The organism is Streptomyces sp. B6B3 (assembly GCF_039871525.1).
Classification (GTDB): Bacteria; Actinomycetota; Actinomycetes; order Streptomycetales; family Streptomycetaceae; genus Streptomyces.
The window spans coordinates 296414-317604 of sequence record NZ_JBDPLU010000006.1; the positions used below are offsets into that span (position 1 = coordinate 296414).

At 74.2% G+C, this 21191-nt stretch carries 15 protein-coding genes; 5 read left to right on the top strand and 10 right to left on the bottom strand.

Annotated elements, in window-relative coordinates:
- Positions 1-30 precede the first annotated feature (30 nt).
- Genes ABGB06_RS15950 through ABGB06_RS15970 form a run of 5 tightly spaced genes read right to left on the bottom strand, consistent with a single transcriptional unit; the run spans position 31 to position 5467 of the window.
- Complete coding sequence (locus ABGB06_RS15950) at positions 31-903, bottom strand: glycosyltransferase family 2 protein (RefSeq protein WP_347589850.1); 873 nt, start codon at positions 901-903, stop codon at positions 31-33.
- A 20-nt stretch (positions 904-923) separates the two neighbouring features.
- Positions 924-1721: a CDP-alcohol phosphatidyltransferase family protein gene (locus ABGB06_RS15955; protein WP_347589675.1), complete on the bottom strand. Its 798-nt coding sequence runs from the start codon at positions 1719-1721 to the stop codon at positions 924-926.
- Entirely contained in the window at positions 1699-2760 is a 1062-nt protein-coding gene (locus ABGB06_RS15960) for an iron-containing alcohol dehydrogenase family protein (protein WP_347589677.1), read from the bottom strand. The genes ABGB06_RS15955 and ABGB06_RS15960 overlap by 23 nt, the downstream gene beginning before the upstream one ends.
- Positions 2748-3500 (bottom strand): phosphocholine cytidylyltransferase family protein, encoded by a 753-nt coding sequence (locus tag ABGB06_RS15965; protein ID WP_347589679.1) that lies wholly within the window; start codon positions 3498-3500, stop codon positions 2748-2750. Before ABGB06_RS15965 ends, ABGB06_RS15960 begins: the two co-directional genes overlap by 13 nt.
- Positions 3497-5467, bottom strand: coding sequence for a DUF5941 domain-containing protein (locus tag ABGB06_RS15970; RefSeq protein ID WP_347589852.1), 1971 nt, complete (start codon positions 5465-5467; stop codon positions 3497-3499). Before ABGB06_RS15970 ends, ABGB06_RS15965 begins: the two co-directional genes overlap by 4 nt.
- 216 nt (positions 5468-5683) lie before the next feature.
- On the opposite strand from ABGB06_RS15970, the gene galE reads away from it, so the two are divergent.
- From galE to idi, 3 genes are all read left to right on the top strand, one after another.
- Positions 5684-6664, top strand: a complete 981-nt coding sequence (galE, locus tag ABGB06_RS15975) for a UDP-glucose 4-epimerase GalE (RefSeq protein WP_347589681.1) — start codon at positions 5684-5686, stop codon at positions 6662-6664.
- Between the two features lie 155 nt (positions 6665-6819).
- On the top strand, positions 6820-7749 hold the full coding sequence (locus ABGB06_RS15980; RefSeq protein ID WP_347589683.1) for a cation diffusion facilitator family transporter: 930 nt from the start codon (positions 6820-6822) through the stop codon (positions 7747-7749).
- A 74-nt stretch (positions 7750-7823) separates the two neighbouring features.
- A complete protein-coding gene (gene idi, locus ABGB06_RS15985; protein WP_347589685.1) occupies positions 7824-8429 on the top strand; it encodes an isopentenyl-diphosphate Delta-isomerase in 606 nt (201 codons plus the stop codon).
- Positions 8430-8445: 16 nt separating this feature from the next.
- Here the strand turns inward: idi and ABGB06_RS15990 are convergent, their stop codons facing one another.
- Complete coding sequence (locus tag ABGB06_RS15990; RefSeq protein WP_347589687.1) at positions 8446-8913, bottom strand: ATP-binding protein; 468 nt, start codon at positions 8911-8913, stop codon at positions 8446-8448.
- A 511-nt stretch (positions 8914-9424) separates the two neighbouring features.
- On the opposite strand from ABGB06_RS15990, the gene ABGB06_RS15995 reads away from it, so the two are divergent.
- Positions 9425-11191: an ABC transporter ATP-binding protein gene (locus tag ABGB06_RS15995; RefSeq protein ID WP_347589689.1), complete on the top strand. Its 1767-nt coding sequence runs from the start codon at positions 9425-9427 to the stop codon at positions 11189-11191.
- 19 nt (positions 11192-11210) lie between these two features.
- On the opposite strand, the gene ABGB06_RS16000 is transcribed toward ABGB06_RS15995, so the two are convergent.
- The 3 genes from ABGB06_RS16000 to ABGB06_RS16010 all read right to left on the bottom strand — a co-directional run bounded on the left by ABGB06_RS16000 (position 11211) and on the right by ABGB06_RS16010 (position 19156).
- Positions 11211-12818: an ABC-F family ATP-binding cassette domain-containing protein gene (locus tag ABGB06_RS16000; protein ID WP_347589691.1), complete on the bottom strand. Its 1608-nt coding sequence runs from the start codon at positions 12816-12818 to the stop codon at positions 11211-11213.
- A gap of 296 nt (positions 12819-13114) precedes the next feature.
- Complete coding sequence (locus ABGB06_RS16005; protein WP_347589693.1) at positions 13115-15595, bottom strand: Tex family protein; 2481 nt, start codon at positions 15593-15595, stop codon at positions 13115-13117.
- A gap of 117 nt (positions 15596-15712) precedes the next feature.
- Positions 15713-19156, bottom strand: coding sequence for a hypothetical protein (locus tag ABGB06_RS16010; protein WP_347589695.1), 3444 nt, complete (start codon positions 19154-19156; stop codon positions 15713-15715).
- 142 nt (positions 19157-19298) lie between these two features.
- On the opposite strand from ABGB06_RS16010, the gene ABGB06_RS16015 reads away from it, so the two are divergent.
- Entirely contained in the window at positions 19299-19919 is a 621-nt protein-coding gene (locus ABGB06_RS16015) for a TetR family transcriptional regulator (RefSeq protein ID WP_347589697.1), read from the top strand.
- Positions 19920-20110: 191 nt separating this feature from the next.
- Here the strand turns inward: ABGB06_RS16015 and ABGB06_RS16020 are convergent, their stop codons facing one another.
- Entirely contained in the window at positions 20111-21025 is a 915-nt protein-coding gene (locus tag ABGB06_RS16020; RefSeq protein ID WP_347589699.1) for a MurR/RpiR family transcriptional regulator, read from the bottom strand.
- Positions 21026-21191 lie beyond the last annotated feature (166 nt).

Consider the following 21191-nt stretch of genomic DNA (forward strand, 5'->3'; position numbering starts at 1 on the left):
ATTCCCTGGATACTCTCAGATCCGCCGGGGTCAGATGACGGGAGGTCGACCCAGCCGGGTCAGACGCCACACAGTACGCCAGCGCATCGGCCTGCGGGCGCCACAGGGGGTGCGCCAGCCCTCCGCGAAGCCGCCGAGCCACGCCTTGAGCGCGGACCGGGAGGGCCGCCTGGCCAGCGTGATCAGCGTCCACACCGCCAGGTAGACGGGCATCAGGAGGAACGGCAGGTTGCGCCGGGCCAGCCAGACCCGGTTCCTGGCCGTCATGCGGTGGTAGAGGGGGTGTCGCGAGGGCAGCGTGGTGGGATGGTGCAGCACCAGGTCGGCCCGGTAGTCGATGCGCCAGCCCGCGTCCAGCGCACGCCAGGCGAGGTCGGTCTCCTCGTGCGCGTAGAAGAAGTGCTCGGGCAACACGCCGACCTGTTGGAACACCTGGGTGCGGACCGCGTTCGCGCCGCCCAGGAACGTGGTGACCTCGGAGGAACGCTCCGGGTCGGAGGCGCGCAGCCGCGGCACGTGTCGACGCTGGGTGACCCCGCTGTCCGGGTCGGCGATGCGGAAGCTGATGATGCCGAGCTGCGGGTCCGCGTCGAAGGCGGCGCGCACCGCCTCGGCCGTGCCATTGTCCGGAAGGTGTCCGTCGTCGTCCAGAAACAGCAGCACGTCGACGTCCTCGCCGTTCGGCCCGAAGGTCTCGATGCCGACGTTCCGGCCGCCGGGAATGCCGAGGTTCTCCGGGAGCTCCACGCTGCGCACCCCGGCGGGCAGCTCAGGCAGGCCGGAGCCGTTCCCGACGACCACCACCTCGACGCTGTCGCCCTCCTGCCCGGACACCGAGTCCAGCAGGGCGCACAGGGCCTCCGGGCGGTCGCCTCTGGTCAGGACCACCGCTCCCAGCTTCAGCTGCGCCGTACCCACCGCGATCACCGCAGCCTGCTGGACGCGAGGACGGACACCAGGTGGAGCACCACCTGGACCACGGCGATCGCGGTCAGCACCGCCACGCCGAGCCGGGTGAAGAAGAGCGCGTCCGCCCCGTCGCCGGCCAGGGCGTCGAGCACGGCCACCGCCAGGATCAGCAGGGACGCCTCGACGCCGCCGATCAGCCGGTGGAAGCGCAGTGCCGAGGCGGCCCGGCGGGCCAGCGCGAGGCCGGCGGCGCGGGGGGCGACTGCCCCCTCCCCGGCGGCGGGCAGGCCCGCCCGGCTTCTGGCGACGTCGACGAGGTCCGTCTCCGCCTTGATGAGTATCGCCCCCAGCGCGGCGACCGTGCCGAGGAAGGCCCACAGCCAGTTCGGCGCCGGATCCTCGCCGCCGAGGACGCCGGCCGCCCGCAGGCCGAAGCCGACCAGCAGGGCCGCCTCCGCCAGGTAGTGGCCGACCCGGTCGAGGTAGACGCCGGTGACCGAGGTCTGCGACCGCCAGCGGGCCACCTCGCCGTCCACGCAGTCGAGCAGCAGGTAGAGCTGGATCAGCAGGGCGGCGGCCACCGCCCCCGGCACCCCGGGGACCAGCAGCGCCGCCCCGGCGGCGACGCCGGCGAGGACCATCAGATAGGTGAGCTGGTTGGCGGTGATCCTGGTGGTCACCAGGTGCCGCGTCCAGCGCAACGAGATCTCGCGCATGTACATGCGCCCGGCCCAGTGCTCGCCGCTGCGCCGGTCCGTCACGCCCGGCGGGTGCACGACCGGCCGGAGTTCAGCTACTGATGGCTTTGACATAGTCCGCGTACGCGTCTCTGATCTCGTCGTTGGTCAGGTCGAGGTGCTCGAGGATGGTGTAGCGGCCGGGGCGGGTCTGTGGGGCGAACGCCACCGCGGCCACGAACTCCTCGGTGTCGAAGCCGATCTCCTCGGGCAGCACGGGCAGCCCGTGGCGCCGCAGCACCTCGGCGATCAGCACGGCCAGCTCGGACTCTCCGCGCAGATGGGTGGCGAACGCCGCGCCCAGCCCGACCTGTTCGCCGTGCAGGGCGGAGCGGCGGGGATAGAGCACGTCCAGGGCGTGCGAGATCTCGTGGCAGCCGCCGGACGAGGGCCGGGTGTGCCCGGCGATCGACATGGCGATGCCGGAGAGCACCAGCGCCTCGGAGAGCACCGTGAGGAAGGCGTCGTCGCCGCAGCCGTCCGGATGGCGCAGCACCGCCTCGCCGGCCTGCCGGGCCATGGCCGCGGCCAGCCCGTCGATCTGTTCGCCGGTCTCCCGGTGGGACAGCTCCCAGTCGGCGACGGCGGACAGGTTGGAGACCGCGTCGCCGATGCCGGAGCGCACGTAGCGGACCGGCGCGTCGCGGATCACGTCGAGGTCGACGACCAGCGCGATGGGCGTCGGCACCCCGTAGGAGCCGCGCCCCGCGTCGTTGTCGAGGATCGACACGGGCGAGCAGATGCCGTCGTGGGAGAGGTTGGTCGCGACGGCCACCATCGGCAGGCCGACGCGCGCCGAGGCGTACTTCGCGGCGTCGATGATCTTGCCGCCGCCGAGCCCCACCACCGCGTCGTAGTGGCTCGAGCGCATGCTGTCGGCGAGCTCCACGGCCGCGTCGATGGTGCCACCCGCCACCTCGTACCAGTCGGCGCCCGGCAGGGCCGGGGCCAGCCGGTCACGCAGCGCGGCGCCCGAGCCGCGGCTGATCGCGACGGCCAGCCGCCCCGACGAGGAGATCCGCTGGTCAGCGAGGAGCCCCGCCAGGTTGTCCAGGGCGCCGGCGGTGATGTCGACGGAGACCGGAGACGGGATGAGGCGGGTCAGTACCGGCACGCGATCTCCCTTCCCCTGGCGAGATCCTCGTGGTTGTCGATCTCCACCCAGCTGACGTCGCCGATGGGCGCGGTGTCGACACGGAGGCCGCGGTCCACCAGTTCCTGGTAGCCGTCCTCGTAGTACAGCTGCGGGTCGCGCTCGAAGGTGGTGCGCAGGGCGTCGGCCAGGTCGGCGGCGGCCTCGGACTCGATCAGGGTGACCCCGATGTACTCGCCGGTGGCCTCGGCCGGGGGCATCAGCTTGGTGATCCGCTGGAGGCCCTTCTCCGGGTCCGTGACGACCTTCATCTCCTCGTCGGCCAGGCTCTTCACGGTGTCCAGGGCGAGCACCATCCGGCGCCCCGGAGCGCGGGCTGCCAGCAGCGTCCGCTCCACGGAGGCGGGGTGCACGGTGTCGCCGTTGGCGAGGATGACGCCCTCGGCGATCACGTCCCGGGCGCACCACAGGGAGTAGGCGTTGTTCCACTCCTCGGCCTTGTCGTTCTCCACGAGGGTGAGCCGCACCCCGTACCGGCGCTCCAGCGCCGCCCTGCGCTCGTACACGGCCTCCTTGCGGTAGCCGACGACGATCGCCGCCTCGGCCAGGCCGACCTCGGCGAAATTGGCCAGGGTCAGGTCCAGGACCGTTCTCTCCTCGCCGTCGTCCGTCGAGGCGACCGGCACCAGTGCCTTGGGCAGGGTGTCGGTGTAGGGGCGAAGGCGCCGGCCGGCGCCGGCGGCCAGCACGAGGCCGATCATCCGGGTACTCCTGTTTCGTCGTGTACGGCTGGTGCTCGGGAGGAGATCCAGAAACGGATGCTCTCCCCCAGCACCAGAAGCGCCAGAGCCCCGCCAAGGGCCGCCAGCGCCGTGGTGAAACCTTGTCCCTCCGCCCACAGTGCGGCGGCGGCGGTGATCACCAGAACGCGTCCCTCGTGGCCGCCGGTGGTGCTGGTCAGCCAGCGCGGGGGCGCTCCGGCGCCGCCCCGCAGGCGGTACACCGTGTCGTAGTGATGGTAGGCGCAAGCCGCCATGAGAACGAAAGCCGCCGGCAATGCCGTATTCACCTTGTTGTGCAACTCGTTGTCTGACGCACCGCTGGCACCTGCGGTCACGGCGAGCACGAGGAGGCCGCCGTACTCGCCGGCGCGGAAGAGCGGCGGCAGCAGCCAGTCCAGCGGGCGGTCCAGCGGGCCGGCGAGCGCCCGCCCGGCGCACAGGGCGTAGAGCGCGGCGGCGCCGACCGCGTACCAGCCGGCGCCGGCCAGCAGCAGGACGCCGAGCAGCGACAGGACGCCGGCCAGCGCCCACAGCGGGGCGGTGAACGCCCCGGTGCCGCGGGGCCCGGGTCGGGACAGCGCGGTGGCCAGCGGGCCGCTGTCGGTGAGGTCGGCCAGCACCCCGGCGGCGGGCTCGGGCGTCCTGGTCCGGCGGGTGGAGCGCAGCAGCCGGCCGGCCGTGGTGTAGCAGGCGGCGAAGCCGCCGGCGACGAGCAGCACGACCAGGGTGGTGCGCGGCGTGGTCAGCGCGGTGAGCACGGCGATCAGCGCCCAGCGCTCGCCGATCGGCAGCACGACCATGCGGCGCAGCCACACGGTCCAGCCGATCCGGTCGAGCCGCCCCGAGAGCGTTGCGGCGGGGTTCCGCCGTGCCGCCGTGGTCGGTGTGTCCGGCGCGTCACCGGCGGCCGGGACCTGCTTCCCGTGGTCTGCCTGGTGGGTCTGGTGGGTCTGGTGGGCCTCGTTGAAGGCGAAGTCGACGATATGGCGACAGGTCTGCAGGGCCATCGCCGCAAGCGCCAGCGCCCAGACGTCGTCGCCGTTCCTGGCCGCGCCGAGCGCGAGCCCGGCGTAGAAGGCGTACTCCTTGGCCCGGTCGAACGTGGCGTCCAGCCAGGCGCCGAGCGTGGAGTAGCGCAGCGCGTAGCGCGCCAGCTGGCCGTCCGCGCAGTCGAGCACGAAGGAGGCGAGCAGCAGCACGGCCGCGGCGACGTAGCCGGCACGGGTGCCGGTGGCGGCGCAGCCGGCGGCGACCAGAGCGGTCAGCAGCGACGCGGTCGTGACCTGGTTGGGGGTCAGGCCGCGGCGGGCGCACCAGCGGGCCAGGTAGCGCGAGTACGGGCTGACGAAGTGGGTGGTGAAGAAGCCGTCGCGGGACTTCACCGCGGTGCGCAGCCGCACCGCCTCGTCGTCGACCGCGGCGATCCTGGCCAGGGCGCGCTCCCGGTCGGCGGCGGTGTCCGGGACCTCGGCCACCAGCGTGCCGAGCTCGGGGCGGTGCACGGGCGTCCCGGCGGCGGCCAGCCGCGCGGCGATCCGGTCGGCCAGGCCGGTGGTCGGGGGCGCGGCGGTCGGGGCGGTGCCGCCCGGGGCGGTGCCGGCCGCCGGACCCGCCGGCTCCGGATCGCCGGTCCCAACCGGTTGGTCGGCGGGCACCGCGGCGGCGAGGGCCGCGCGGGCCGGGTGCTGGACGGTGACCGCGCCGGGGACGGCGGCCGCCGGAAAGCGCGGGTCGGTGAGGCCGAGCCTGAGGCTGTGCCGGTGCCCGGTGAACCGTGGGTCGACGACCGCGACCCGCTCGCCAGCCGGGACGGCCGCCAGCTCCCGCACCAGCCCGCCGGGCTCCGCCGCCTCGTCCGCCACCCGCACCGAGAATCCCAGCGCGCGCAGGTCGTCCGTGAGGGAGGTCCCCGCCAGGGGCGGGCCGGTCAGGATGGCGATGGACAGCTGGACTCACTCCTCGGGGCGGCACGCACTCTGCGGGCCGCACGACGCGCTGAGATTATCTGATGACAACCCTGCGGCAAGAATGACGTAGGGCTGAGGTCACCCGTCGTTCACGCATGACGCAGTGTCGTCGTCTGGCGCGACCTTACGCGAGTGGGCGATCGCGAACCGGGGTCAGCACGGCGGCGGGGCCAGGCGTGCGCCTAAGCTGCCGTCATGAGCTGGCTCATCACCGGCGGCGCCGGGTACATAGGGGCCCACGTGGTCCACACCATGACGGACGCGGGCGAGCGCGTGGTGGTGTTGGACGACCTCAGCACGGGGCTGGTCGAGCGACTGCCCGACGGCGTGCCGGCGGTGCGCGGCTCGGTTCTCGACCGCCCGCTCCTCGACGCGACCCTGGCGGAGCACGAGATCACCGGCGTCGTCCACCTCGCGGCGCTGAAGCAGGCCGGGGAGTCCGTGACCCAGCCGATGCGTTACTACCGGGCCAACGTGCACGGCCTGACGGTGCTGCTGGAGGCGGTGGCCGAGGCCCGGGTGCGGCACTTCGTGTTCTCCTCCTCCGCGGCGGTCTACGGCGCGCCCGACGTCGACCTGGTGACCGAGGACACGCCGTGTCAGCCGGTGAACCCCTACGGCGAGACGAAGCTGGCCGGCGAGTGGCTGGTGCGGGCCGCCGGACGCGTTCACGACATCTCCACCGCCTGCCTGCGGTACTTCAACGTGGCCGGCGCGGCGCGCCCCGAGCTGGCGGACGCCGGCTCCTCCAACATCATCCCGGCCTTCTTCGAGCGGCTGGACCGCGGCGAGGCGCCGCTGATCTACGGCGACGACTATCCGACGCCGGACGGCACGTGCGTGCGGGACTACGTGCACGTGGCCGATCTGGCCGACGCGCACCTGGCCGCGGCCCGGTGGCTGAGGGACGCGCGTCCGGACGCGGGGCCGGCCGAGCTCACCGCGAACATCGGCACCGGCCGGGGCGTCTCGGTGCGGGAGCTGGCCGGTCTGGTCGCCGAGCTGACCGGGCGTCGGGAGCCGGTCGCCCAGGTCGCGCCGCGGCGCGCCGGCGACCCGCCGCGGGTGGTGGCCTCGGCGGACCGGGCGCGCCGGCTGCTCGGCTTCACCGCGCGTCGGGACGCTGCCGAGATGGTCTCCTCGGCCTGGGCGGGCTGGCGCCACCGGCATTCCTGAGACCCTCGTCCGGGCTCCGGGACGGGTCGCCGAAAGCGCAGGTCAGGGCACATGACAACGGTGTTCAGTGCCGCGTTGCCGGATACCCCCCGCCCGTAGTTCACTGAGGGTGGGAGTGGTGGGGTTGGCAGCCGGAGCATCGGAGGCGTGATCGCATGGGAGCCGGACACGGCCACGGCGGCCCCGACGCCCCCGGTACCGCGGGAGCCGCCTACCGGGGCCGGCTCGGGGTCGCCCTGGCGATCGCCTGCGCGCTGCTGCTGGCGGAACTGGTGGGCAGCGCGGTCACCGGCTCGCTGGCGCTGCTCGCGGACGCCGGCCACGTGGCGACCGACGCGGTGGGCATCGCCGTGGCCCTGCTGGCCATCCACGTGGCGAACCGGCCCACCAGCGACCGCCGCACCTTCGGCTTCGCGCGGATGGAGATCCTCGCGGCGCTGGCGAACTGCCTGCTGCTGCTCGGCGTGGGCGGCTACATCCTGGTCGAGTCGATCGACCGGCTGCGCGATCCGGCCGAGGTGCCGGGCGGCCAGACGCTCCTCTTCGGCGTGCTCGGCCTGGCGCTGAACGGCGCCTCGCTGGCGCTGCTGCGGCGCGGCCAGCGGGACAGCCTGAACGTGCGCGGCGCGTTCCTCGAGGTGCTCGCGGACGCCCTGGGGTCGTTGGCCGTGGTGCTGGCGGCGGGGGTGATCCTCGTCACGGGCTGGCAGCGCGCCGACCCGATCGCCTCACTGCTGATCGCGCTGATGATCGTGCCGCGCACGGTGCGGCTGGCCAGGGAGGCGCTGGACGTGCTGCTGGAGGCGGCGCCCCGGGACGTCGTGACGGCCGACGTGCGCCGGCACATCCTGGGCCTGCCGGGCGTGGAGGGTCTGCACGATCTGCACGTGTGGACGATCACCTCCGGCATGCCGGCGCTCTCCGCGCACGTGGTGGTGAGCCAGGAGGCGCTCGACACGGTGGGGCACGAGCGGATGCTGCACGACCTGCAGGGCTGCCTCGGCGAGCACTTCGACGTCACGCACTGCACCTTCCAGCTGGAGCCGAGCGGGCACGCGGCACACGAACCCCGCCCGTGCCACTGACCGGGTGGGGCACACTGATCGTGACCGCCCGGTGGCACACCGGGAGACCGGAGTCCTCACACGGAGGGGTGCCCATGTCCGAGAGCCTGCCCGAGAGTGGGCCGGGGAGCGTGGCCGGCGGCACGGCGGCCGCCACGGAGCCGATCCTGCTGGAACTGGTGGACGAGACCGGCCGGACGACCGGCACCGCGGAGAAGCTCGCCGCGCACCAGCCACCCGGGCGACTGCACCGCGCGTTCTCGGTGTTCCTCTGCGATCCGACCGGCCGGCTGCTGCTCCAGCGCCGGGCCGACGGGAAGTACCACTCCCCCGGCGTGTGGTCGAACACCTGCTGCGGGCATCCGTATCCGGGCGAGCCGCCGTTCCTGGCGGCCACCCGGCGGACGGTCGAGGAGCTGGGCGTGGCGCCCGCGTCGCTGCGGGAGGCCGGCACGGTCAGCTACCACCATCCGGATCCGGCGTCCGGGCTGGTGGAGCGGGAGTTCAACCACCTCTTCGCGGGCCGGGTGACGGCGACGCCGCGGCCCGACCCGGACGAGGTGTCGCGGACCGCGTTCGTCACCCCGGCGGAGCTGGCCCAGCGGCACGCGGAGGCGCCGTTCTCCGCCTGGTTCATGACCGTGCTCGACGCGGCCAGGCCGGCGATCCGCCAGGTGACCGGCGGGACCGCCGGCTGGTGAGCGACGGCCGGTGACGTCACGGGCGGGCGGGGTCCAGCGGCAGCGCCGCCCACGTCCGTTTCCCGCCGTCGGCGGTGGGCTCCACCCCGCAGTCGCCGCCGGCGCTCTCGGCCGTGGCCCTGACCAGGAGCAGGCCCCGCCCGCCCGTGGTCTCCTGTTCGGGGGCGACCCGCAGCGCGGTCGGGCGGTAGGGGTGACCGTCCTCGACCGCCAGCCGCACCCAGCCCGGTTCCAGGCGCACCTCGACGCCGATCACCGGGGTGAGCAGGGCGGCGTGCCGCACGGCGTTGGTCACCAGTTCGGAGACGATCAGCAGCACGCCGTGCAGGAGGTCGGCGGAGAGCGGGGCCTGCTGGCGGCGCAGCAGGTCCCGCACCGCGTGCCGGATCTGTGGCACCGCGACGTCCAGGGGGGCGGCCGTGAAGCGCCACGCGCCGGTGAGGGCGGGCGCGGGTCGGGGAGGGGCGACCGATCGAATGTCCATGATGTGGGCACCGGCTCTCTGGTCCGTGGGAGTCTCTCGTGCGCTGGTGGATGCCCCCGAGTCTTGGCATGTGCCAGGGCAACTTGACCCGCTGACCGGAATTAGTCGCATATCGGATAAGTTCCGACCGAGCGCTTTTGATGCCTGGCCATTTGGGACCGATTGACGTGTACGAGATTCCCGGACGCCGCATCACCCGACTGGCAGAGCGCGTAGTTGCGAACCAGCGCCGCGCGGACACCGGCGTGAGCGCCGGCCCGCGACGGCGTCACGTTTCGCGACGATACGGAAGTTGAGAAATCTGACTACCGGGCAGCGGCACTCCGGCCGTTTCGGCACGCTCGACGCCATCCATAAGTACTATCACCATGTATATGAATACCCCCGAACAAGAAGGAAAAGGGCAGATCCCTCTTGCTGCATACATTTCAGGGAGTGTTCGACGGGCATCGGGGGCAAGGTCATTCCGACCGCTTTCCCTGGATTGTCTGGACGCTGGAGTACTGCTCTCATGGCACTGCCGCAAGGCCCCCTGGACCACCGCTACCAGGGGGAACACCCGGTGCGGACGCTCGTCTACCTCTTCCGGAAGGACCACCCACGGCTGCTCGTCGCGGTGTTGGCGTTCATCGTCAAGCACAGCCCGGTCTGGCTGCTGCCGCTGATCACCGCGAACATCATCGACATCGTCGTCGAGCGCCGCCCGGTCTCCGAGCTCGGCGTCAACACCGGGGTGTTGCTGGTCGTCCTCATGCTCAACTACCCCACTCACCTGCTGTACGTCCGCTGCATGCACGGCAGCGTCCGCCGCACCGGCACCGTGCTGCGCTCCGCGCTGTGCCGGCGGATGCAGGAACTGTCCATCGGCTACCACTCCCGGACGAGCGCCAGCGCCCTGCAGACCAAGGTGATCCGCGATGTGGAGAACATCGAGCAGTCGGTGCAGCAGACCGCGGACAACGGACTGGCCGCGATCATCACGCTCACCGGTGGGCTGATGGTGATCGGCTTCCGGGTGCCGGCCGCGCTGCCCGTCTTCGTCGTGGTGGTGCCGACCGCCGCCCTTCTGGTGCGCCGGCTGCGTGGCCGACTCCGCAACCGCAACGAGCAGTTCCGCCGTCAGGTGGAGCAACTATCCACCCGCGTCGGGGAGATGACCAGCCTGATCCCCGTCACCCGGGCCCACGGCCTGGAGCGCACGGCGCTGAACCGGGTGGACGGCACGCTGCGCCAGGTGCTCACCGCGGGCATACGGCTCGACCTGCTCAACGGGCACTTCAGCGCGCTGGCCTGGATCATGCTCAACGCGCTGGGCATCGGGTTCCTGGCCGGGGCGGCGCTGATCTCCTACCACAGCTGGTTGCCGATCACCGCCGGCGACGTGGTCATGCTCAGCACGTTCTTCACCACCCTCACCAGTTCCACGAGCGTGCTGATGGCGCTGACGCCCATCATCAGCAAGGGCCTGGAGTCGGTGCGCTCCGTCGGCGAGGTGCTCCAGGCGCCCGACCTGGAGGTCAACGCGGGCAAGCACGAGGTCAACGCGGTCAAGGGCCGCCTGGAGTTCGAGGACGTCAACTTCAGCTACGGGAACGACGGGCCGCAGGCGATCGTCGACTTCACCCTGTCGGTGCCGCCCGGCGAGACCATCGCCCTGGTCGGCGCCTCGGGGGCCGGCAAGTCGACCGTCCTGAACCTGCTGATCGGCTTCATCCGCCCCCAGTCGGGCCGGATCCTGCTCGACGGCACCGACATGTCGCTCCTCGACCTGCGCACCTACCGGCGCTTCCTGTCGGTGGTGCCGCAGGACTCCGTGCTGTTCGAGGGCAGCATCCGGGAGAACGTCGGGTACGGCCTGGGGGACGTCGATCCGGAGAGCGTGCGCGGCGCGCTGCGGGACGCCAACGCCCTGGAGTTCGTGGAACGCCTGCCGCAGGGCCTGGAGACGGTGGTCGGGGAGCGCGGCGCCCGGCTCTCCGGCGGCCAGCGGCAGCGCATCGCCATCGCCCGGGCGCTGATCCGCGACCCGCGGATCCTGGTGCTCGACGAGGCCACCTCCGCGCTGGACACCCGCTCGGAGGCGCTGGTGCAGGAGGCGATGGACCGCCTGATGCGCGGGCGCACCGTCTTCGTGGTCGCGCACCGGCTCTCCACGGTGCGCGAGGCCGACCGCATCGTGGTCATGGAGCAGGGCCGGATCCGGGAGATCGGCCGCCACGCCGACCTGCTGCGGCGCGGCGGCCTGTACGCCCGGCTCCAGTCCACTCAGATGTCCTGAGGACGCCTGAGGCCCCGGGTCACGGCGGGTCCGTCTCGGTCAGGCCGTCGTCCAGGTACAGCCAGCGGGTGATCCCCAGGTCCCGCAGGAACGGCCGGTCGTGGCTGGCCACCAGCAGCGCCCCCCGGTAGGACTCCAGGGCGGTGGTGAGCTGCCGCACGCTGGCCAGGTCGAGGTTGTTGGTCGGCTCGTCCAGCATCAGCAGCTGCGGCGCGGGCTCGGCCAGCATCAGCGCGGCGAGCGAGGCGCGGAAGCGCTCGCCGCCGGAGAGCGTGCCGACCCGCTGGTCGGGCCGCTCCTTGCGGAACAGGAACCGGGCCAGCTGGGCACGGATGCGCTGCGGCTCGGCGCCCGGCGCCAGCCGCCTGACGTTCTCCACGATGCTCAGCGACTCGTCCAGGATGTCCAGCCGCTGCGGCAGGTAGCGCAGCGGAACGTACGGCGCCACCTCGCCCTCGCACGGCTCCACCGCCCCGGCCACGGTGTCGAGCAACGTGGTCTTACCGGCGCCGTTGCGGCCCAGCAGGGCGATCCGCTCCGGGCCCTGCACCTCCAGGTCCACGCGACCGCCGTGGCGCGGCAGCAGGTCCCGCAGGCTGAGCACCCGCCGCCGGGCCGGGACCTCCGTGTGCGGCAGGTCGACCCGGATCTCGTCGTCGTCCCGCACCGCCTCCTCGGCGTGTTCGAGGCGCTCCCTGGCCTGGGCCAGGCGCTCCTCGTGCAGGATCCGGTGCTTGCCCGCCGACTCCTGGGCGGAGCGCTTGCGCGCCCCCGCCACGATGCGCGGCAGGCCCTTGGTCTCCGCGGCCCGCCGGCCCTGGCTGGCCCGCCCGGCCAGCTTGTCGTGCGCCTCGATCAGGTCGCGTTTCTGCCGCCGCACGTCGGCCCCGGCAGCGCGCACCATCCGCTCGGCGGCCTCCTGTTCGACGGCCAGCGCGTCCTCGTACTCGGAGAGCGTGCCGCCGAACCAGCGGACGCCGCCGTCGCGCAGGTCGGCGATCTGGTCGACCCGCTCCAGCAGCTCCCGGTCGTGGCTGACCACCACGAGCACCCCGTGCCAGGCGCTCACGGCGGCATACAGCCGCTCCCTGGCGTCCAGGTCGAGATTGTTCGTCGGCTCGTCGAGCAGCAGGATCTCCGGGCGGCGCAGCAGCAGCGCGGCCAGCCGGAGCAGCACGGTCTCGCCGCCGGAGAGCTGGCCGACGCGTCGGTCGAGCGCCACGTGGCCGAGGCCGAGCTGGTCGAGGGTGGCGCGGGTGCGCTCCTCGACGTCCCAGTCGTCGCCGACGGCCGCGAAGTTCTCCTCGCTGGCGTCGCCCGCCTCGATGGCGTGCAGTGCGGCACGGGTGCGGTCGATGCCCAGCACCCGGTCCACGGGCTGCGCGGTGTCCAGGGTGAGGTTCTGCCGCAGGTAGCCCACCTGGCCGGCGGTCCGCACCGTGCCGGCGGCCGGGCGCAGCTCTCCGGCGATCAGCCGGAGCAGCGTCGACTTGCCGGTGCCGTTGACCCCGATGAGGCCGGTGCGTCCCGGCCCGATCGCCAGATCGAGTCCCTCGAACAGGGGGGTGCCGTCCGGCCAGGCGAAACGCAGACCGTGACAGCTGACATGAGTGGTTGAGGTAGCCATTCCGGCCTCCCAGGAGTGGTGTCCAGTGACGGGCGACACAGGCAGACACCGGGCCCGGGACGGGCTGGCGGTCGGAACGGCTGCTGAGACGGCGACAAGGGCCGCGGGCCGTGGTATCCGAGGTCGTGCGCGCGGCGCGGCGGCGCGACGGTGCGCGCTGCCGACGGGCTCACGGTGTCCGACGACCTCAGATGTTCAACGGGCTCTCCCCACGACGACAACAGAGCCGTCGTCGACTGTAGGCGGTTGCCCCGGGCCGGGGCAACCGCCTTTTCGCTCCTCGGCGGCTCGGCGGCTCAGCGCCGGCCGCGGTCCGGGCCGAGCAGGCCGGCCCGGCGCAGCGCGTCCGCCATGGCGCTGTTCTCCGGGGCGGCATCCCGGCGCTGGCCGCGCTGACCGCCGCCCCCACCGCCGCCGCCCCCGCCGCGCCGGTCGCGCTGGCGCGGGGCACCGCCGCCTCCGCCCCCACCGCCACCTCCGCCGCGGCCGCCCCGGCCGCCGCGGTCCTCCCGTCCGCCGCGATCCTCCCGGCCGCGACCGCCGCCCTGGCCGGCGGGGCCGCCGCCCGCGCCCGGCTCGTCGTCCAGCCGCAGGGTCAGCGAGATCCGCTTCCGCGGCACGTCCACGCCGAGCACCCGCACCGTGACGATGTCGCCGGGCTTGACCACCTCGCGCGGGTCCGAGACGAACTTCCGGGACATCGCCGAGACGTGCACCAGGCCGTCCTGGTGGACGCCGACGTCCACGAAGGCACCGAACGCGGCGACGTTCGAGACCACGCCCTCCAGGATCATCCCGGGGGTGAGGTCGCCGATCTTCTCCACGCCCTCCTTGAACCGCGCGGTGCGGAAGGCCGGACGCGGGTCCCGGCCCGGCTTCTCCAGCTCCCGCAGGATGTCCGTGACGGTCGGCAGGCCGAAGACCTCGTCGACGAAGTCCCGGGGCTTCAGGGTGCGCAGCAGCCGGGCGTTCCCCACCAGCTCGGGGACCTCGGAACCGGAGGCCGAGACCATGCGGCGCACCACGGGGTACGCCTCGGGATGCACCGCGGAGGCGTCCAACGGGTCGCCGCCGCGGATGCGAAGGAATCCGGCGCACTGCTCGAACGCCTTCGGGCCCAGCCGGGGCACCTGCTTCAGCCCGCCCCGGTCGCGGAACGGGCCGTTCGCGTCGCGGTGGCTGACGATGTGCTCGGCCAGCGTGGTGCCGATGCCGGAGACCCGGGCCAGCAGCGGCACCGAGGCGGTGTTCACGTCCACGCCCACGCCGTTCACGCAGTCCTCGACGACCGCGTCCAGCGAACGGGACAGCTTCACCTCGGACAGGTCGTGCTGGTACTGGCCGACGCCGATGGACCGGGGGTCGATCTTGACCAGCTCGGCCAGCGGGTCCTGCAGCCGGCGGGCGATGGACACCGCGCCGCGCAGCGACACGTCGAGCTCGGGCAGCTCCTGGCCGGCATAGGCGGAGGCGGAGTACACCGAGGCGCCGGCCTCGGAGACCACCATCCGGGTGAGGTTCAGCTCGGGGTGCCGGGCGATCAGCTCGCCGGCCAGCTTGTCGGTCTCCCGGGAGGCCGTGCCGTTGCCGATGGCGATCAGCTCGACGCCGTGCTCGCGGGCCAGGGCGCCGAGCCGGGTCAGCGCCTCGTCCCAGCGCCGCTGCGGGGCGTGCGGGTAGATCGTGTCGGTGGCGGCGACCTTGCCGGTGGCGTCCACCACGGCCACCTTCACGCCGGTGCGCAGCCCGGGGTCGAGGCCCATGGTGGACCGGGTGCCCGCGGGCGCGGCCAGCAGCAGGTCGCGGAGGTTCGCCGCGAAGACGGCCACCGCCTCGTCCTCAGCGGCGGTGCGCAGCCGGGTCCGCAGGTCGATGCCGAGGTGCACGAGGATCCGGGTGCGCCAGGCCCAGCGCACCGTCTCGGCGAGCCACGGGTCGGCGGGGCGGCCGTGGTTCTCGATGCCGAAGCGTCCCGCGATCGCGCCCTCGTACCAGCTCGGTCCGGGGCGTTCGGCGGCGTCCGCGGCCGCGTCCTCCGCCTCCGGGTCCAGGGTGAGGTCGAGGATCTCCTCCTTCTCGCCCCGGAACATGGCCAGGGTCCGGTGCGACGGCAGACCCGTGAACGGCTCCGCGACGTCGAAGTAGTCGGAGAACTTGGCGCCGGCCTCCTCCTTGCCCTCCCTGACCCGGGACACCAGCCGGCCGGTGGTCCACATCCGCTCGCGCAGCTCGCCGAGCAGGTCGGCGTCCTCCGCGAAGCGCTCGGTGAGGATGGCCCGGGCGCCGGCCAGCGCGGCGTCCGTGTCCGGCACGCCGCGCTCGGCGTCCACGAAGGCGGCGGCCGCCGCCGCGGGCAGCACCCCGGGGTCGCCCAGCAGCCCGTCCGCGAGCGGTTCCAGACCGGCCTCCCTGGCGATCTGGGCCTTGGTGCGGCGCTTCGGCTTGTACGGCAGGTAGATGTCCTCCAGGCGGGCCTTGGTCTCGGCGCCGCGGATCTTCGCCTCCAACTCGGCGTCCAGCTTGCCCTGCCCGCGCACCGACTCGAGAATCGCCGCGCGCCGCTCCTCGAGCTCCCGCAGGTAGCGCAGCCGTTCCTCGAGCGCGCGCAGCTGCGCGTCGTCGAGCGCGCCGGTGACCTCCTTGCGGTAGCGGGCGACGAAGGGCACCGTGGCGCCGCCGTCGAGCAGACCGACGGCCGCCGTCACCTGCCCCTCCCGAACGCCCAACTCCTCGGCGATCCTGCCTTCGATGGACCGGCCTGCGACCGACTCTGTCACGATCAACGCTCCGCTTTCCCGGCGCCCGGTGCGCCGCGGTCTGCATTCTGGCAGGAGCCACCGACGATCGGGGGGCCAGGCGCGCGGCTCGGCCGGGACTCGACCGGTCGCCGGCGCCTACGCGCGGGTGGCGCGCTGGGCGAGCGCCGCGTCGCGGACGTCGGGCACGGGATGGCGGCGCAGCCAGCGCAGCAGTTCCCGCCAGGGCGCCGCCCAGTCCGAGCGGGCGCCGCCGACCCGGGTCAGCTGGACCGCGAACTGTCCCGCGGCGGCGCCGCCCTCCGCCCCCAGCCGGCCCGCGACGGTGAGCAGCGTGCCGGGGTCTCCCGGCAGGGTCGGGTGCGTCAGCCTGCGGCGCAGCGCGTCTGCCGTGCGGGCGGCGAGCGCGGGGCGGTCGTGGTGCAGCCAGGCCAGTCGGGACAGCGCCTCGCCGAGGGCGTCGGGGCCGGCGTCGAGATCCACGGCGGCGAGCAGCAGTCGGGCCGCGTCGGGGACGAAGTCCGGGTGGCGGGCCAGCAGTTCGCCGGCCTCGGCGGCGAGCGGGCGGGCCTCGGCCGGGCGCGGCCCGGCGGCCGACGACAGCTGGCTCGCCAGCAGGGCGACGCGCGGCCTGGCCGGGCGGTCCTCGTCGGGGTCTCCGTCGGGCGTCTCGGGACGGGCGTCCGTGGCGGCCAGCTGGTCGAGGACGGCGAGCAGGCCGGCGCGGGGCCCGGGCGCGGTGAGCGCGAGCAGGCCCAGCGCCCGGGCGGCGCTGCTCCAGGTGTCGCCGACGCCCGTCGCGGTGGCCGCGCGGGCCAGGACCGCCGCGGACTCGGGCGCCCAGGGGCCCCATTCGCACAGCGCGTGGTGCACCGCGGGCAGCAGCTCGCGGTCGGCGGTGGCGGAGAGCCCGACGACCAGCTGGGCGTAGCGGACCCGGTGCTGCTCGGGGATCTGCAGGGGCGTGACGCGCAGCAGGGCGCGCCCCAGTTCGCCGGCGCCGGCGACCGCGTCGCCCAGCAGGCGCCAGGCGCGTTCGTCGCCGAGCAGCCGGCCGGCGCCGGCGACGCAGGCGGCGCGTACGTCGGGGTGCTGTCCCGGGTGGTGGTAGGTCTCGGTGAGCACGGCGGCGGCCTCGGGGACCGGCAGCAGGGCCGCGGCGAGCCGCACCGCCTCCTTGCGGCTGGTCACCTTGGCGCCAGGGACGCCGGCGTCGGGGTCGGGCAGCAGCAGCGCGCGCAGCGGCGCCGCGAGTTCGGCGGGCGGCACGTGCCGGGCGGCGCGGCCCGCGGCGTACATCGCCACCCGGGCCCGGTCGTCCCCGGCGTGGGCGAGCAGCTCGGGCAGCGCCTCGTCTGGACGGTCGGTCCGCACCAGCGCGGCGAGCGCGGCCTCGGCCAGCGCCACGTCGGGCGAGCCGGTCCAGCGCCGCACCGTCTCGACGCCGGCCTCCGGCACGACGGCGACCGCCGCGATGGCGGCGGTACGGCGCCGGGTGGGCGCCGCTGCGTCCGCGGCCTCGCGGGCGTACCGGCGGGCGGCCGCCCGCTGCTGGCGCGGCAGCCAGCGCCGCACCTCGGGGCCGAGCGGCGGCAGCCAGCGGCTGCCGGGGCTGAGGAAGCGGCCGTAGGGCGGCGGGTCGTCGAGCACCGCGTCGAGCAGGTCGGTGCGGCGCCGGGTCAGCACCCGCAGCGCGGGGGGCAGGACGGCGGCCGACGGGTCGAGGGCGAGCACCTCGACGATCCGGGTGTCGCGGGTCGCCGGATCGTCGAGCCACAGGTCGGCGGCGGTGCGCGCGGTGGCGTCCGTGCCGAACTGCAGGGCCTGGCGCAGCAGTTCCTGGAGCTCGGGCATGCCGGCGGCGCGCCGCCCGACGGCCCGGGCGAGGGCGAACGTCAGGCCGTGGTCGACCTTCTCCGCGCCCGCCTCCAGCCAGGGCCGCAACGCCTCGAAGACCTGGTGTTCCTGGCCGCGGCGGAGCGTGCGGTCGAGCCGCCCGAGGTCCGCCCCGCCGGTGTGTCCGGACAGCCGGACCACGGTGCGCAGCGCCCAGCCCACGAGGTCGCGCTGGGCCGTGACGGCGTGTTCGCGGAGCACCGCGCAGGCCAGGCGGCTGAGGGCCGCGCGGGTGCGGGCGGAGGAGTCGCGGGCCGCGACGGCGTCGGCGGCGACGCGGTCGAGGTGGTCGACCGCGTCGTCGGTGATCAGCCCGGGATTCACCTCGGCCAGCGCGGCGAGGGCGACGGAGCGCACGGGGTCCTGTTCGTTGCGCAGCCGCTCGGCGTCGGCCAGCACGGTGGTGACGGCGGCGGGGTCGGCGGATCCCGCGGCGTTCCGGACCAGCAGCCGCCAGGCCTCGGCGCGTTCGTCGGCGTCGGCGTGCCTGGTGGCGGCCAGCAGCTCGGGCCTGGCCTCGGTGGGGGGCAGGTGGGCGAGCGCGGCCAGCCGGGTCAGCCGGGGCAGTCCTCGTTCGCTGGCCCGTTCGGCCATGCGCCGGGCCTCGGCGTGCCGCCGGGCGCGGGGCAGCAGCTCGAGTATCCGGTGGTCGACGGCCCGCTCGCCCGGCCCCTCCGGGGCGTCGGTGGCGGGGGTGGTGAGGGCGTCGAAGGCGGCGTCGTGGACGTCGGCGCGGCGGGCGGGCGGCAGGGCGCGCAGCAGCTCGGCCAGGCGGCCGGGGCGGCCGGCCCAGGCCCGGGCGAGCGCGGTGAGCTCCGGCGGCTCGATGGGGGCGCCTCCCGGCCTTCCAGGCTGCGGGAAGACCAGCCGGCGCAGCACCCGCCGGGGCAGGCCGTGCCGGCCCAGCTGGTCGGCCCGCTCGGGCGCGAGCAGGAGACGCAGGGTACGGGCCGGCGCGGCGGCGGCGAGGCGGGACAGCCGCTGCCACAGCGGGTGGGGCAACGGCCCCGCGTGGTAGCGCTCCAGCAGGTCGAGCACGGCGGCGGGGCGGGGGTCGGTGGCCAGCGCCATGCCGCGCGCGTGCCGCGCCCACCAGGCGGGACGCAAGGCCTCCGGCAGGCCGGCGAGCTGGCGCTCGGCCTCCGCGAGCACCGCGTCCGGATGGCGGCGGACCAGCGCGTGCCAGCTGGGCAGCGCGGACAGCAGCACGGGCAGCAGCCGCGCGACGGCCTCGGGGCCGCAGGCCGGCAGCAGCCGGGCGGCCTCGCCGTCGCCCCACACCGCGCGGTGGCGGTCGACGAGCTGGTCGGCGAGCGCGGTGCGGCCCTCGGCCACGATGGTGCCGAGCAGCTCCCGGCGGACGGCGGCGGGGGCGGATTCGAGCGCCACCTCGATCGCGTAGTCGCCGACGCCGGCCCGGCCGGCGGCGCGCTGCGCGCGGCGGCGCACCACCGGGTCGGGGTCGGTGAGCCGGCCGGCGAGGTAGCCCTTCTCGCGGCCGGCGACGGCCGCGGCGACGGCCAGCCGGCGGCCGTGCACACCGTGCCTGGCCAGGGCCTCGACCAGATCGCGCAGTTCGCCGCGGGCCGCGGCCCCGCGGGCCCGGAGAGCCACCTCCCGCATCCGCCGCGGGTGGGGCAGCGGGTCGATCTCGCGGAGCAACTGGTCGGCACGGGAGGTGTCCATGGCGCCGTATTGTGCCGTCCGCCGGTCAGCCCGGGGCGGCGGGGGACGCCGAGCACGGCCGGTGGCGGACCACGGACGCCGAGTACCGAGCAGTTGCCGCCGCTCGGGGGGCAGTTCGGTTTCGCCGCCGTAACATGCCCCCATGAGACCGCACTCAACGTCGCCCGGGTTGCGGGAGCGCAGGAAACTGCGGACGCAGCACGACCTGCTGCGCTCGGGTCTTGAGTTGTTCATGGCCCGGGGCTACGCCAACACCACGGTCGGCGACATAGCGCACGCCGTCGAGGTGTCCGAGCGCACCTTCTTCCGCTACTTCGCGAGCAAGGAGGAGCTGGTGCTGCAGCCGATGCGGGAGGCCAGCGCGGTCTTCCTGGCCCAGGTGGAGCGGCATCCGGAGGGCGACGAGCCGCTGCGCACGCTGTGCGAGGCCGGGCGCGCGGTGCTGGGCGCGATGACGGGCGAGGCGGTGGAGAGTTACCTGCTGTCGCTGCGGCTGATGTGCACCGAGCCCGATCTGCTGGCCGCCGCGCTGCGGCTGTCCGCCGAGGAGCAGCGCCGGCTGGCGGAGATACTCAGGGCCCGGGAGGGCACCGCCCCGGACGATCCGCGACCGGCACTGCTGGCCGGGGTGTTCCACTCGGCGGCGATGCTGGCGACGGTCTCCTGGGGCCAGCGGTGCGACCGCAGCCCGCAGGCGCTCCAGGCGAGCACCGACACCCATGTCCGGCTGCTGCACTCGGCCGTGCAGGGGCACTGGAGCTAAGCCCTGTCCGGCGGATCTTCGCGGGCCGCGACTCCCCCGGACGCCGCCTGGGAGGTGCCCCCTTCGTACGAGTGGCGATCCGGCGCCTTGCGATGCACGGCGTCCTGGGGGCACCTCCCAGGCCCCCGGGGCCTGGGGGAGCCACGGGCTGATCCACGAAGGTCCGGCGGACAGGACCAAGTCGTGCTCGGTCACGTTCCCCGTCGGTCCTGGCCGGCGGTGCCGGGGTGGTGGACGGCGGCGTAGGTGCTGCGCAGGGCCGACATGGAGACGTCGAACGAGGACTTCGCCACTCCCGTGAAGAGGCAGTCGACGACCATGAGCTGGGCGATCCTGCTGCCGAGGGCACCGGCACGGAACCGGGTCTCCCTGGCGGCCGTCGTCAGCGTGACGTCGGCCGCCAGGCCGAGCGGCGAGCGTTCGTGGTTGGTGAGCGCGATGCTCGACGCGCCGGCGCCCCGCGCGACGGTGAGGAACTCGACGGTGTCGGCGGTCGTGCCGGAATGGGAGACGGCGACGACCACGCAGGACGCGTCGAGGGTCGCCGCCGAGGTCCACGCCGTGTGCGGATCGGGCCAGTGCAGCGCGGTGCGCCCGATGCGGGTCAGCTTGTGCTGAAGGTCCAGGCCGACCAGCGAACTGGCTCCGACGCCGAAACAGTCCACCCGGCGGGCGCCCAGGACCAACTCGACCGCCCTGGCGAGCGCGGCCCGGTCCAGGGTTCTCGCGGTGTCGGCGATGGAGAGCGTCTCGTTCCGAGCGACCTTCGCGATGACCTCGTCGAGTGAGTCGTCCCCCGCGATGTCCCCCGACACGGGGGGAACGTCCGCGTGCGCCAGCTTCTCCCGGGTCGCCTCCCTGGCCACGTCGATGCGCAGGTCGCGGTAGTGGGTGTAACCGATGCGCTTGTAGAAGCGAACCACGGACGTCGTCGACGTGCCGCAGCGACGGGCCAGGTCCACGATGGACAGGTCGGCGGAGTCGGCCGGGGCGTCGAGGAACAGCTGCGCGATGCGACGTTCGGAGGGCCGCAGCGACGGCAACGCGGCCCGCATCCGCACCAACACCGTCCTGGAATCAGGACGTTCGGCCGTCTCGTCGACCACGATCGCTCCCTCCACGCCGCCGGGCCGGCTGCGGCCAACGCTATCGGCGCCCAGGGGTACAGCAAACACGTTCGAGCAACATATTTACATACGAGAATCCAGGAGGGTAAGTTTCTTCCCTCGTCGGCTCCACTCACCACCCCACGCACCACGACCGGGCGGAGCG

Excerpts from the sequence above, each read along its gene's own strand:
- ABGB06_RS15955 (WP_347589675.1), bottom strand. The coding sequence starts at position 1,721 with ATGTCAAAGCCATCAGTAGCTGAACTCCGGCCGGTCGTGCACCCGCCG.
- ABGB06_RS15965 (WP_347589679.1), bottom strand. The coding sequence starts at position 3,500 with ATGATCGGCCTCGTGCTGGCCGCCGGCGCCGGCCGGCGCCTTCGCCCC.
- galE (WP_347589681.1), top strand. The coding sequence starts at position 5,684 with ATGAGCTGGCTCATCACCGGCGGCGCCGGGTACATAGGGGCCCACGTG.
- ABGB06_RS15980 (WP_347589683.1), top strand. The coding sequence starts at position 6,820 with ATGGGAGCCGGACACGGCCACGGCGGCCCCGACGCCCCCGGTACCGCG.
- idi (WP_347589685.1), top strand. The coding sequence starts at position 7,824 with ATGTCCGAGAGCCTGCCCGAGAGTGGGCCGGGGAGCGTGGCCGGCGGC.
- ABGB06_RS15990 (WP_347589687.1), bottom strand. The coding sequence starts at position 8,913 with ATGGACATTCGATCGGTCGCCCCTCCCCGACCCGCGCCCGCCCTCACC.
- ABGB06_RS15995 (WP_347589689.1), top strand. The coding sequence starts at position 9,425 with ATGGCACTGCCGCAAGGCCCCCTGGACCACCGCTACCAGGGGGAACAC.
- ABGB06_RS16000 (WP_347589691.1), bottom strand. The coding sequence starts at position 12,818 with ATGGCTACCTCAACCACTCATGTCAGCTGTCACGGTCTGCGTTTCGCC.
- ABGB06_RS16010 (WP_347589695.1), bottom strand. The coding sequence starts at position 19,156 with ATGGACACCTCCCGTGCCGACCAGTTGCTCCGCGAGATCGACCCGCTG.
- ABGB06_RS16015 (WP_347589697.1), top strand. The coding sequence starts at position 19,299 with ATGAGACCGCACTCAACGTCGCCCGGGTTGCGGGAGCGCAGGAAACTG.